The sequence below is a fragment of the Methylobacterium tardum genome (assembly GCF_023546765.1).
Lineage (GTDB): Bacteria > Pseudomonadota > Alphaproteobacteria > Rhizobiales > Beijerinckiaceae > Methylobacterium > Methylobacterium tardum.
This window is the reverse complement of the sequence record NZ_CP097484.1, coordinates 1,845,290-1,857,453: the sequence shown is the minus strand read 5'-3', so window position 1 is coordinate 1,857,453 and position 12,164 is coordinate 1,845,290. Positions and strand designations below refer to the sequence as shown.

The following is a 12,164-nucleotide window of genomic DNA, read 5'->3' as shown; positions in this document are numbered from 1 at the left end:
TTTTCGCCAGTCGATCCAACCGGATACCTGTTCCGCGGTGCCCGCGGCTCCGGATTCGTGCCTCCGGCGCCGCCGAGACAGGCAGCTGCCGCCCCACGAGACGGTCGCGCGGCGGCGACTGCCTAAATATGTGGCACATGAATTGCGAGGCCGCAGCGTCTCAACGAAGACGACGAAGGGCACCGCCGTGAAAGCATTTGGAACTTGGGCGTCAGCCGCCGCGCTGGCCGCCGGGCTCGCGATGAGCACGCTGGGGGCGGGCGCCGCCCGGGCGCAGGAGACCATCAAGATCGGCATCCTGCACTCGCTCTCGGGCACGATGGCGATCTCCGAGACCACCCTCAAGGACGCGATGCTGATGCTCATCGCCGAGCAGAACGCCAAGGGCGGCGTGCTCGGCAAGAAGCTGGAGCCGGTGGTGGTCGATCCGGCCTCGAACTGGCCGCTCTTCGCCGAGAAGGCCCGCGAGCTGATCAGCAAGGACAAGGTCGCGGCCGTGTTCGGCTGCTGGACCAGCGTGTCGCGCAAGTCGGTGCTGCCGGTGTTCAAGGAACTCGACAACATCCTGTTCTACCCCGTCCAGTACGAGGGCGAGGAGAGCGAGCGGAACGTGTTCTACACCGGCGCCGCCCCGAACCAGCAGGCGATCCCGGCGGTGGATTACCTGATGTCGGAGGATGGCGGCGGCGCCAAGCGCTGGGTGCTGGAGGGGACCGACTACGTCTACCCGCGCACGACCAACAAGATCCTCGAAGCCTACCTCAAGTCCAAGGGCGTCAAGGATGAGGACATCCTGATCAACTACACGCCGTTCGGCTTCTCGGACTGGCAGACGGAGGTGTCGAAGATCAAGGCGTTCGGCTCGGCCGGCAAGAAGACCGCCGTGGTCTCGACCATCAACGGCGACGCCAACGTGCCGTTCTACAAGGAACTCGGCAACCAGGGCGTCAAGGCGACCGACATCCCGGTCGTGGCCTTCTCGGTGGGCGAGGAGGAGCTCGCCGGCATCGACGCCAAGCCGCTGGTCGGCCACCTCGCCGCCTGGAACTACTTCGAGTCGATCAAGACGCCGGAGAACGAGGACTTCATCAAGAAGTGGCAGGCGTTCCGGAAGAACCCGAAGGCCGTCACCAACGACCCGATGGAGGCCCACTATATCGGCTTCAACATGTGGGTGAAGGCGGTGGAGAAGGCCGGCACCACGGACCCCGACAAGGTGATCGACGCGCTGCCGGGCATCGAGCAGAAGAACCTCACCGGCGGCACCGCGAAGATGCTGCCGAACCACCACATCACCAAGCCGGTCTTCATCGGCGAGATCGAGTCGAACGGCCAGTTCGACGTGGTGTGGAAGACCGAGGGCCTGATCCCCGGCGAGGCGTGGTCGAAGCAGCTCGAGGGTTCGAAGGACCTCGAGGCCGACTGGGTCAAGCTCAAGTGCGGCAACTACAACACCAAGACCAAGTCCTGCGGCGGCGCCTGAGGCGCTGCTCGTCCCCTCCCCAGGCGATCCCGGGCCTGCCCGGGATGCGCTCACGCTTGCGGGGAGGGGTAGGGGTGGGGGTGGTTCAGAAGGCACCGCTCCGCTGATCCTGCACCACCCCCACCTCCGGCTCCTCCCCGCAACGGGGAGGAGAGTTCGGCCGCGCCAGAAGTGCCATGCTCCGTCTCCTCACCCTCCTTTACCTGCTGCTCTGCGCCCCGGCCCTCGCCCAGGCGCCGGATCCCTACGCGCAGCTCGCCGGTGACGGCTATGCCGAGATCGAGGCCGGCGTCTCCGGCCTCGCCGCCTCTGGCGACCCGCGCGCCGACGCGATCCTTTCGGCCCTGTCGGACGGCCGCCTGCTGGTGAGCCCGGGCAAGACCCTGCTGATCCGGCAGGGCGGCGCCGTCGTGGATGCGAAGTCCGGCGCCCCGGCCGCCGACAGCCCCGACCTCAAGCCGGTGCGCGCCAACAACCGCGTCCGCCGGGCGATCGAGGCCGCCCGCGGGCAGCTCGACCTCGCGAGCCCCGACCCGGCCAAGCGCCGCGCCGCCGCCGACGCGGTGTTCAAGGCCCGGGATGCGGCGGCGCTGCCGGCCCTCGACGCGGCTTTGGCCCGCGAGACCCATCCGGGCGTCCGGCAGGCGCTGACCGAGGCGCGGGCCGCCGTGCTGCTCGGCAGGCCCGGCACCGCGGAACCCGACCGGATTGCCGCAATTCCCGCCATCCAGGCCCGGGGCGATGGCGACGCGATGGGCATCCTGCGCGGTCTTGCGGCGGATCCGAGCGAGGCGGTGCGGGGAGCCGCTGCCCGCGGCATCGCGGCGATCGAGACGCGGCTCGCGATCCTCGGGGCCCTCCAGAACGTCTGGTACGGCATCTCGCTGGGCTCGGTCCTGCTGCTCGCGGCCATCGGGCTCGCCATCACCTTCGGGGTGATGGGCGTGATCAACATGGCGCACGGCGAGATGGTGATGCTCGGCGCCTACACGACCTATCTCGTCCAGGAGCTGATCCGCACCAAGGCGCCGTCCCTGTTCGGCTGGTCGCTCGCGATCAGCATCCCCTGCGCGTTCCTGGTCGCCGGCCTCGTCGGCGTGCTGATCGAGCGGTTCATCATCCGCTTCCTGTACGGGCGGCCCCTGGAGACGCTGCTCGCCACCTTCGGGGTCAGCCTCGCGCTGCAGCAGGGCGTGCGCTCGATCTTCGGCCCGACCAACCGCGAGGTCGGCGCCCCCGCCTTCATGAGCGGCGCCTTCGATCTCTACGGCCTGTCGATCACCTGGGGCCGGATGTGGATCATCGTGTTCGCGCTGGCGGTGTTCCTGGGCCTCCTGTTCGTGCTCCGAAAGACGTCGTTCGGCCTGAAGACCCGGGCGGTCACCCAGAACCGCCGCATGGCCGCCGCGATGGGCATCCGCACGCCCTACGTCGACGCGCTGACCTTCGGCCTCGGCTCCGGCATCGCGGGGATGGCCGGGGTGGCGCTCTCGCAGATCGACAACGTCTCGCCCAATCTCGGCCAGGGCTACATCATCGACTCGTTCCTCGTGGTGGTGTTCGGCGGCGTCGGCAATCTCTGGGGGACGCTGGTGGCAGCACTGACGCTCGGCGTCGTGAACAAGCTCGCCGAGCCGTATATCGGCGCGGTGCTGGCCAAGATCGGGCTCCTGATCTTCATCATCCTGTTCATCCAGAAGCGCCCGCGCGGCCTGTTCGCGCTCAAGGGCCGGGCGGTGGAATCGTGAGGGGGCCGCGTCCTTCCCTCCCCCTTGTGGGGAGGGATCGAGGGTGGGGGTGGCGCAGGAGGCACCGCCGCGCCCGATCCGGGACCACCCCCAACCCTACCCCTCCCCGCAAGGGGGAGGGGATACACGCAGCGCCCTCGGGATCCGCGCTATGAGCCCCCGCACCCCCCTCATCGACCGGAAGGGCTGGATCTTCCTCGCCGTCCTGGCCGCCTTCTGCCTCGCCGTGCCGGCCCTGAACCTCGCGGTGCCGGAGGGCTCCGGCCTGCACCTGCCGACCTACCTGGTCTCGCTGTTCGGCAAGTACCTCGCCTACGCGCTGCTCGCGGTCAGCCTCGACCTCGTCTGGGGCTATTGCGGCATCCTCTCGCTCGGCCACGGGGCGTTCTTCGCGCTCGGCGGCTACGCGATGGGCATGTACCTGATGCGCCAGATCGGCGCCCGGGGCGTCTACGGCAACCCGGTCCTGCCCGACTTCATGGTGTTCCTGAACTACAAGGCGTTGCCCTGGTACTGGTACGGCTTCGACCACTTCGCCTTCGCCGCCCTGATGGTGCTGCTGGTGCCGGGGCTGCTGGCCTTCGTGTTCGGCTGGCTCGCCTTCCGGTCGCGGGTCACGGGCGTCTACCTGTCGATCATCACCCAGGCGCTGACCTACGCGCTGATGCTCGCCTTCTTCCGCAACGACATGGGGCTCGGCGGCAACAACGGGCTGACCGACTTCAAGGATTTTCTGGGCCTCTCGGTTCAGGCCCAGAATTTCCGTGTCGGCATCTTCGTGGCGACGGGCCTCGCGCTGGCTTTGGGCTACCTGATCGCCCGGATCATGACCGTGTCGGCCTACGGAAAGATCCTGATCGCCGTGCGCGATGCCGAGAGCCGCACCCGCTTCCTCGGCTACCGCCCGGAGCACTTCAAGACGCTGGCCTTCACGGTCTCGGCCATGATGGCCGGCGTCGCTGGCGCCCTCTACGTGCCGCAGGTCGGCATCATCAACCCGGGGGAGTTCGCCCCCACCAACTCCATCGAGACGGTGATCTGGGTGGCGGTAGGCGGGCGCGGCACGCTGGTCGGCGCGGCGCTCGGTGCCGTGCTGGTCAATTACGCCAAGACCGTGCTCACCGGCGCGATGCCCGACGCGTGGCTGTTCGCGCTCGGCGGCCTGTTCGTCGTCGTGACGCTGTTCCTGCCGCGCGGCCTCGTCGGCACCGCGATCGAGCGGTTCGGCTCCCGGCGCGCGGCGGCCAAGCTGCCGCCGGAGCCCGCCATCGCCCCGAAACTCGCGGAAGAAGGGCAGGGCTCGTGAGCGCCGACCTCCTCGAACGACCGGATGCCCGCGGCCCCGCCAACCGGAAGCGCGAGACCGACGCGCTCCTCTACCTCGACGACCTGCGGGTGACCTTCGACGGCTACAAGGCCCTGCGCGGCCTGTCGCTGACGCTGGCCCGCGGCGAGCTGCGGGCGATCATCGGCCCGAACGGCGCCGGCAAGACCACCATGATGGATTGCATCACCGGCAAGACCCGGCCGGACGGCGGCATCGCCCTGTTCGACGGCACCCACGACCTGCTCAGGAGCGACGAGCCGGCGATCGCCGACCTCGGTATCGGCCGCAAGTTCCAGAAGCCGACCGTGTTCGAGAGCCACACGGTGGCCGACAACATCCTGCTCGCCCTCAAAGGTCCGCGCGCGGCCTTCGCGTCCCTGTTCGGGTGGCGCAACCGGGTGGAGGCCACGCGGATCGATTCCCTGCTGGAGACCGTCGGCTTGCTCGCCCACCGGGGCCGCCCGGCCGCCGATCTCAGCCACGGCCAGAAGCAGTGGCTGGAGATCGGCATGCTGCTCGCGCAGGATCCCAAGCTGCTGCTGGTCGACGAGCCGGTGGCCGGCATGACCGACGCCGAGACCGCTGAGACCGCCCGCCTGCTCCGCCGCATCGCGGGCGAGCACGCCGTCCTGGTGGTCGAGCACGACATGCACTTCGTCCGCGACCTCGGCTGCCGGGTCACCTGCCTGCACGAGGGCGCGGTGCTGGCCGAGGGCTCGATCGACGCGGTCTCGGCCGACCCGCGGGTGGTCGAAGTCTATCTGGGACGATGACCATGCTCTCCGTCGACGGCATCGACCTCTATTACGGCGCCGCGCAGGCGCTCCGCGGCGTCTCCCTCACGGCCGAGGCCGGGCAGGTCACGACGGTGCTGGGCCGTAACGGCGTCGGCAAGACCTCGCTGCTGCGGGCGATCGTCGGCCAGCAGCCGGTGCGCTCCGGCGCGATCCGCCTCGACGGCCGCCCGATCCAGGATCTCGCCCCCTACGACCGGGCCCGGGCCGGGATCGCCTTCGTGCCTCAGGGCCGCGAGATCTTCCCGCTGCTCACCGTCAAGGAGAACCTGGAGACCGGCTTCGCGCCGCTCAAGCGCCGCGACCGCCACATCCCGGGGGAGATCTACGACCTGTTCCCGGTGCTCAAGGACATGCTGCACCGGCGCGGCGGCGACCTCTCGGGCGGCCAGCAGCAGCAGCTCGCCATCGGCCGGGCGCTGGTGACCCGGCCGAAGCTCCTCGTCCTCGACGAGCCGACCGAGGGCATCCAGCCCTCGATCATCAAGGATATCGGCCGGGCGATCACCTACCTGCGCGGCAAGGGCGAGATGGGAATCGTGCTGGTCGAGCAGTATTTCGAGTGGGCCCGCGACCTCTGCGATTCCTACGCGGTGATGGATCGCGGGCAGGTGGTGCTGGCCGGGCCCCGGGCCGGGATGGTCGAGGCCGACGTGCTGCGGTGGATGTCCGTCTAGCTCCGGCGACGCGAGAGGGCCGCCAGGCGCCGCGACCGCGCGGAGCGTGTCGGCGCCGTCGGGCGGCCGCAGCACAGGCGCATAGGGGCGACGGAGGCGCCGGTCCGCGGAGGGGCTCCAGGCTGAAGACCGTACCGATGATATCGAGGGCGGCCACCTTCGGACGCTGTGCCAGGGAGGCCTCGCGGCGCGGCGGACGGCGGGAACAGGCCCGCGTCCGCTTCCGGACGTATTCAGGAATCGCAGACGATTACACGAACATGTCCGGCGAAAACTGTGGATTTTGCCCTAATTGGCCAAGTTAAACCACAATTCGGGTTCGCCATGGCGGCTCAACACAGGAGCGCCCATGACGATCCTCGATCCGATTACCGGCGAACTGGTCACCATCGCCGTGCCGCGGCCCCGTCCGCGAGGCGGCGCCCGCTGAGCGGGCAGGGCGGGCTTCCGGTGGCCGCCCCCGAGCGCCAAGCCCACCGACGCACCGGCTGCCACACGGGGCCGGACGCGCCGATCCAGATCCGGACCGTCCCGCCGGGCCTGCTGCTGGTCGGCGGGGATCCGGGCGGCGAGCGGACCGGCGCGGACCTGATCGCCCAGGCCCGGGCGGCCCGCCGGGAGACCGCGGACCGCGCCGCAGATACCGCGGACCGGGGCTGACGCGTCCCGGCCGCGACTCAGGCGGGCACCGCCTGGATCACGTTGCGCAGGGTGCCGAGGCCGACGATCTCGGTCTCCATGACGTCGCCGGGCTTGAGGAATTCGGGCGGCTTGCGCGCGTTGCCGATGCCGGGCGGCGTGCCGGTGGCGATGATGTCGCCGGGCACGAGGGTGAGCCCGCGCGACAGCTCGGCGATGATGCGGGCGACCTTGAAGTACATCTGCTTGGTCGAGGCATCCTGCTTCACCACGCCGTTGACCCGCGTGATCAGGTGCAGGTCGCCCGGATCGAGATCGGAGGCCGGCACGATCCAGGGGCCGATCGGGCCGTAGCCGTCCAGGCTCTTGCCCTTGAACCACTGGCCGCCGTGGAGCTTGATCTGCATGTCGCGGGCGGTGGTGTCGTTGATGACGCTGTAGCCGAAAACGTGGCCCATCGCGTCGGCTTCCTTGATGTTGCGGCCGGCCGTGCCGATGATCACCGCGAGCTCCACCTCCCAGTCGATCGCGGTCGAGACCTCCGGGTCGTACGGGATCGGGTCGTAAGGCCCGTTCACGGTGTTCACGCCCTTGGTGAAGAACACCGGATGCGCCGGGTACTCGGCGTTCGTGCCGCGGACCGCCTGCCCTTCCGCGAAATGCTCCAGGTAGTTCCAGCCGACCGCGTAGATGTTGCGCGTCGGCGCGGGAATCGGCGCCAGCAGCCGGACGGTCTCGACCGAGGGGCCGTCCCCCGAGGCCGCGGCCTGGCGGACGGCCGCGAGGGCGGCGGGCCCCGCCTCGATGAGCGAGACCATCCGGGCCGGGTCGAAGCCCTGCGCCGCGCCGCGCGACAGGTCGACGACGCGCCCGTCCGCACGCACGGCGCCGAGGCGCGGCGCGCTGCCCGCGTCGGGCCTGAAGGTGACGAGGCGGAGCGCATCGCCGCCGGCAGGTGGGATCGGACGCCCCGGGCCGGAGGCGGGATTCTGCGCCGGGGCCTGCGCGAGGGCCGGCCCGGCCAGGGCACCGGCGGCCGTCGCGGCCGCGGACAGGTGCAGGAAATCACGCCGGGTGCTCATGGGTCGCTCTCCTCCGCGCCCGCCCTTCGACGGGGCGATGCGCGCGAAGCTTCGAACACCTGCATTCAAAATGCAATCACGGGGCAGGGGGCAGCGGGGCGCGGATCGAGAACACGTGACCGGGCCGCGCGGTCAGGCCGGCGCGTCGCCCGCGAGCGCCTCGGCCGCGTAGCGCGCGCGGGCCGCCGCATCCGGGGACAGCCCGGCCCGCGCACACCAGGCCGCGAAGGCGTCCGGCACGATCGGGACGCGCACCACCGAGACGCCGCTGCGCTGGACCTCCCGCTCCATCTGCTCGGTGGCGACGCGCCACGTCTCGTAGAGCGGCGGCAGCTTGTCGCCGTCCGCGAGGCGCGCGCGCAGCGCCGCGTAGGAAGCCTCCTCATACCAGGGCAGGCCGACAGAGCGGGGGCGGTCCATCATGGGCCTCTTCGAACGGTCACGCTGACGGGCGTCAACGGTCCGAGACCGCCGCCGGTTCGGCGGCGTCGCCCCTGTTCAGCCTTCCGCCGGCCCGAGGGTGTCGGCCGCGTAGGCCTCGCGGGCTCCGAGCGGCTTCGGCCGTCCCGTCGTGCTGTCGCGCGCCGTCTGCCGCTCGATCTCGGCGTTCAGCTCGGCGCCGAGCAGCACGATGACGACCGAGAGCCAGATCCACGTCATGTACCCGACGGCGGCGCCGAGGGATCCGTAGACCCGGTTGTAGCTGTCGAAGCTGGCCACGTACCAGGAGAAGGTGACGGAGGCGCACACCCACGCGACGGAGGCGGCGACGCCGCCCCAGCTCACCCAGCGCCATTTGGCCTCGCGCCGGCTCGGGCCGTAGCGGTAGGTCAGGGCCAGCCCGAGGCCGACGAGGAGCAGCAGCCCGGGCCAGCGGACGATGCGCAGCGTCACGTCGGTCAGCACACCGAGGCCGAGCCGGTTGAGGACGATCGGCAGGATCACGACCATGCCGGTGGCCGTGAGGGCGAACAGGATCCCGGTGAGCGTGAACAGGAGCGTCGTGGCGTAGAACCGGATGAGCGAGCGCTTCTCGCGCTCCTTGTAGATGACGTTGAGCGCGTCGAAGAGGGCGCTCACCCCGAATTCGCGCTCCAGAACGCGATCGCGACGCTCGCGAGCGAGGCCGTGCCGAGGGCGCCGGTGCCCTGCCGGGCGATGCGGACGAGCTGGTCGGACAGGAGCGTGAGGACATCGTTGGGTAGCACGCCCGCGAGCAGGCTCACGTGCTGGCTGATGACGTGCGGGTCCGAGAACAGGCTGTAGACCGACACGATGGTGGCGAGGGCCGGGAAGGTCGACAGCAGGGTGAAGAAGGCGACGCCCCCCGCCGTGGCGAGCACGCGGTCGCGCGGCACGGCGCGCAGGACGCGCCAGAGGATGTCCCGCCACCCCGGGGCCGGGATCTGGGCGGGATCGTCGGCGTCACGCCCGCGGCCGGGCTCGCGCGCGCGGCGGCGGGCGCCCGCCGGGTCGGGCCGCCGCGTGCCGACGGAGCGCCAATCCTCGGCCTCGTCCTCGTCCTCGTCCTCGTCCTGAATCTCGTCCGGGCTCACGAGAGATCCTGCGCGGCGTTTCCCCGGCACGCACTATGACGTGGATTGGCGGCGCGCCAAAAGCCGCGTGCGCCCGTGAACCGCCTGTTAAGCCTCTTGGCGCTTCCTCGTGGCCCGGAAGGCCCGCCCCGCCCGGGCGCGCGAGACCATCGAGACGCCGCGCTTGTCCCACGCACGCGCCCACGACCTCGCCGCGCGCTTCGGCGTGGAGACCGGCACCGGCGATGCGGCGCGCGCGGCGCCGGGCCCGGACTGCCTGCTGACGATCCTGATCCCCTGCCTCAACGAGGCGGAGACGCTGGCGGCCTGCATCCGCCACGCCCTGGCCTATCTCGCGGAATCCGGGGTGGCCGGCGAGGTGCTGGTCGCCGACAACGGCAGCACCGACGGCTCGCAGGCCATCGCGGCGGCGCTCGGCGCCCGCGTCATCCCGGTCGCGGTGCGCGGCTACGGCGGCGCCCTGGCCGGCGGCATCGCGGCGGCGCGCGGGCGCTACGTCATCATGGGCGATGCCGACGACAGCTACGACCTGCGCAACCTCGACGCCTTCGTGACGGAGCTGCGGGCCGGGGCCGACCTGGTGATGGGCAACCGCTTCCGCGGCGGCATCGGGGCCGGCGCGATGCCGTTCCTGCACCGCTACCTCGGCAACCCGGTCCTGACCGCGATCGGCCGCCTGCTGTTCCGCAGCCCGGTGCGCGACTTCCACTGCGGCCTGCGCGGGTTCGACCGCGCGCGGATCCTCGGGCTCGGCCTGCGGACCACCGGCATGGAATTCGCCAGCGAGATGGTCGTCCGGGCGAGCCTCGCGGGCCTTGTGATCCGGGAGGTGCCCACCACCCTGCGCAAGGACGGGCGCAGCCGGCCGCCGCACCTGCGCACGTGGCGCGACGGCTGGCGGCATCTGCGCTTCCTGCTCCTGCACAGCCCGCGCTGGATGTTCCTCTATCCCGGCCTGGCGCTGTTCCTCGGCGGCGCGATCCCGGCGCTGGCGCTGCTCGGCGGCCCGCGCCACATCGGCCCGCACCTGTCGCTCGACATCCACACCTTCGTCGTCGCCTGCGTGGCGATGCTCGTCGGCATCCAGATCGTCACCTTCGGCATGATCGCCCGGCGCTACGCCGCGCGGCAGGGGCTGCTGCCCGGCGGCCGCCACGGCCGCGTGCTCGGCGCGCTCAGCCTCGAGACCCTGCTCATCGCCGCCCTCCTGCTCCTGGCGGCCGGCGGCGCCGGGATCGGGTGGTCGGTCCTCGCCTGGAGCCGCACCGGCTTCGGCGAGCTCGCCGGCGGCGCGCTGCTGCGGCCGCTGATCCTCTCGGCCTGCTCGGTGGCGGCTTCGGTGCAGCTGGCCTTCTCGGCCTTCCTGCTGGGCATCCTCGAGCTGCCGGGCGGCGACGCCCGCGCCCGCCTGGCGAGCCTCCACGCGGCGATCGGCGCGGTCGAGGCCTAGCGCATGGCGGAGATCCGGCACCTGATCGTCACCGGGGCGAGCGGCTATGTCGGCCGTGGCCTCGTCGCCGCGGCGCTCGCCGAGGGACGCGCCGTCACGGCGCTCGGGCGCGGGGCGCGCGGGCTGCCGGCCGGCCTCCGGGTCGTGCCCTGGAGCCTCGGCGACCCGCTGCCGCCCGCCTGCCTCGACCCGGCCCTGCCGCCGGACCACCAGGCGCTGGTCCACCTCGCCCATGACTGGCGCGAGCGGGCGCCGGGCGACGACCGCAACCGCGTCGGCACCCGCCTGCTCCGGGACGGGGCGCGGGCCCTCGGCCTCGGCCGGATCGTGTTCGCGTCCTCGCAATCGGCCCGGCCCGACGCGCCCAACGCCTACGGGCGGGTGAAATGGGCGATCGAGCAGCTGTTCGACGGCCCCGGCGAGCTCTCTCTGCGGATCGGCCTCGTCTACGGCGGCCCGCCGATGGCGATGTACGGCCTCCTCCGGCGCCTCGCGCGGCTGCCGGTCATCCCGATGGTCGCCCCCGGCACGCGCGTCCAGCCGATCCATCGAACCGAGGTCGCGCGCGGCGTCCTGCTCGGCCTCGACGGGCCGCTCCGCGGTGCCGTCGGCCTCGCCGGTCCGGTCCCGGTCACGTTCGGGGCCGTGCTGACCGCGCTGGCGGTCGGCACCGGCGGCCGCCAGCCGATCATCGTGCCGATCCCGCTGCGCCTCGCGCTCCTCGGCTGCGCGGCGCTGAACGCGATCCCGTTCGGCCCCCGGATCGACCGCGAACGCATCCTCGGCCTGGCCGGCACGCGCCCGATGCCGAGTGCGGCGGACCTGGCGCGCCTCGGGCTGCCGGTCCGCCCGCTCGCGGACGGCCTGCTCGGCGAGCCCGCCGCCCGCCGGGCGCTCCTGGAAGAGGGCCGGATCCTGGAGCGCTACGTCCTGCGCGCGCGGCCGGGCGGCGCCCTGGTCCGGCGCTACGTGCGGGCCCTGACCCGCGACGGCGCGGTCGCCCCGCTGGCGCTGCCCCTGCCGGTCCGGGCCGCGCCGGGGCTGCTGCGCGTCATCGAACCCCTCGACCGGAACGCGCCGCTCGCCCGGCGCCTCGCCCTCGCCACGCGGCTCGTCGAGGCGAGCCCTGCCGGCGAGGCGGCGCTCGGCCGACCCGGCCGGGCGCGACGGCTCGCCGGCCTCGCCGCCGACGGCGCGTTCGAGATCCTGGCGATGCCGGTCCGCGCCACCCGCGCCCTGCTGCGATGACCGCGCCGGACGCCGACGTGGTCGTCGTCGGCAGCGGGCCTGCTGGCGTCAGCGCCGCCTGGCCGCTGGCGGAGGCGGGCCTGCGCGTCCTCCTGCTCGACGCCTCGGAGCCGGGCGCGGGTCCCGGCCTCGCCCCGGCTCGGCACCGGGCCGATCCGGA

Annotated in this window: 10 protein-coding genes and 2 pseudogenes; 9 read left to right on the top strand and 3 right to left on the bottom strand. The window is 72.1% G+C overall.

What is annotated here, in order from left to right; all coding sequences use genetic code 11:
* The first annotated feature begins 241 nt into the window (after window positions 1-241).
* The 6 genes from urtA to M6G65_RS08645 all read left to right on the top strand — a co-directional run bounded on the left by urtA (window position 242) and on the right by M6G65_RS08645 (window position 6,689).
* Window positions 242-1,483, top strand: coding sequence for an urea ABC transporter substrate-binding protein (gene urtA, locus M6G65_RS08670; RefSeq protein ID WP_238195851.1), 1,242 nt, complete (start codon window positions 242-244; stop codon window positions 1,481-1,483).
* Window positions 1,484-1,659: 176 nt separating this feature from the next.
* Complete coding sequence (gene urtB / locus M6G65_RS08665) at window positions 1,660-3,231, top strand: urea ABC transporter permease subunit UrtB (RefSeq protein ID WP_238195825.1); 1,572 nt, start codon at window positions 1,660-1,662, stop codon at window positions 3,229-3,231.
* A 151-nt stretch (window positions 3,232-3,382) separates the two neighbouring features.
* On the top strand, window positions 3,383-4,537 hold the full coding sequence (gene urtC, locus M6G65_RS08660) for an urea ABC transporter permease subunit UrtC (protein WP_238195826.1): 1,155 nt from the start codon (window positions 3,383-3,385) through the stop codon (window positions 4,535-4,537).
* A complete protein-coding gene (gene urtD, locus M6G65_RS08655; RefSeq protein ID WP_238195827.1) occupies window positions 4,534-5,331 on the top strand; it encodes an urea ABC transporter ATP-binding protein UrtD in 798 nt (265 codons plus the stop codon). The genes urtC and urtD overlap by 4 nt, the downstream gene beginning before the upstream one ends.
* Window positions 5,332-5,333: 2 nt before the next feature.
* Window positions 5,334-6,029: an urea ABC transporter ATP-binding subunit UrtE gene (urtE, locus tag M6G65_RS08650; protein WP_238195828.1), complete on the top strand. Its 696-nt coding sequence runs from the start codon at window positions 5,334-5,336 to the stop codon at window positions 6,027-6,029.
* 450 nt (window positions 6,030-6,479) lie between these two features.
* Window positions 6,480-6,689: a hypothetical protein gene (locus M6G65_RS08645; protein WP_238195829.1), complete on the top strand. Its 210-nt coding sequence runs from the start codon at window positions 6,480-6,482 to the stop codon at window positions 6,687-6,689.
* A gap of 17 nt (window positions 6,690-6,706) precedes the next feature.
* On the opposite strand, the gene M6G65_RS08640 is transcribed toward M6G65_RS08645, so the two are convergent.
* The 3 genes and pseudogenes from M6G65_RS08640 to M6G65_RS08630 all read right to left on the bottom strand — a co-directional run bounded on the left by M6G65_RS08640 (window position 6,707) and on the right by M6G65_RS08630 (window position 9,291).
* Window positions 6,707-7,750 carry a fumarylacetoacetate hydrolase family protein gene (locus M6G65_RS08640; RefSeq protein ID WP_238195830.1) on the bottom strand — a complete coding sequence of 348 codons (1,044 nt, stop codon included), beginning with the start codon at window positions 7,748-7,750 and terminating at the stop codon, window positions 6,707-6,709.
* Between the two features lie 132 nt (window positions 7,751-7,882).
* The gene (locus M6G65_RS08635; RefSeq protein WP_373323716.1) at window positions 7,883-8,173 is read right to left on the bottom strand and encodes a hypothetical protein; all 291 of its coding nucleotides are present in this window, start codon (window positions 8,171-8,173) and stop codon (window positions 7,883-7,885) included.
* A 75-nt stretch (window positions 8,174-8,248) separates the two neighbouring features.
* Window positions 8,249-9,291: pseudogene (locus tag M6G65_RS08630) on the bottom strand (YihY/virulence factor BrkB family protein).
* A gap of 124 nt (window positions 9,292-9,415) precedes the next feature.
* Between M6G65_RS08630 and M6G65_RS08625 the strand changes: the two are divergent.
* From M6G65_RS08625 to M6G65_RS33955, 3 genes and pseudogenes are all read left to right on the top strand, one after another.
* Complete coding sequence (locus M6G65_RS08625; RefSeq protein ID WP_238195832.1) at window positions 9,416-10,756, top strand: glycosyltransferase family 2 protein; 1,341 nt, start codon at window positions 9,416-9,418, stop codon at window positions 10,754-10,756.
* Window positions 10,757-10,759: 3 nt separating this feature from the next.
* Complete coding sequence (locus tag M6G65_RS08620) at window positions 10,760-12,004, top strand: NAD-dependent epimerase/dehydratase family protein (protein ID WP_238195833.1); 1,245 nt, start codon at window positions 10,760-10,762, stop codon at window positions 12,002-12,004.
* Window positions 12,001-12,072, top strand: a pseudogene (locus tag M6G65_RS33955) (hypothetical protein); the annotation flags it as partial. The gene M6G65_RS08620 and the pseudogene M6G65_RS33955, both read left to right, overlap by 4 nt.
* Window positions 12,073-12,164 lie beyond the last annotated feature (92 nt).

What these genes read in the sequence shown, in the direction of transcription:
- M6G65_RS08635 (WP_373323716.1), bottom strand. Translation starts at nt 8,173, where the DNA reads ATGATGGACCGCCCCCGCTCTGTCGGCCTGCCCTGGTATGAGGAGGCT.
- urtE (WP_238195828.1), top strand. Translation starts at nt 5,334, where the DNA reads ATGCTCTCCGTCGACGGCATCGACCTCTATTACGGCGCCGCGCAGGCG.
- M6G65_RS08640 (WP_238195830.1), bottom strand. Translation starts at nt 7,750, where the DNA reads ATGAGCACCCGGCGTGATTTCCTGCACCTGTCCGCGGCCGCGACGGCC.
- urtB (WP_238195825.1), top strand. Translation starts at nt 1,660, where the DNA reads ATGCTCCGTCTCCTCACCCTCCTTTACCTGCTGCTCTGCGCCCCGGCC.
- M6G65_RS08620 (WP_238195833.1), top strand. Translation starts at nt 10,760, where the DNA reads ATGGCGGAGATCCGGCACCTGATCGTCACCGGGGCGAGCGGCTATGTC.
- urtC (WP_238195826.1), top strand. Translation starts at nt 3,383, where the DNA reads ATGAGCCCCCGCACCCCCCTCATCGACCGGAAGGGCTGGATCTTCCTC.
- urtA (WP_238195851.1), top strand. Translation starts at nt 242, where the DNA reads ATGAGCACGCTGGGGGCGGGCGCCGCCCGGGCGCAGGAGACCATCAAG.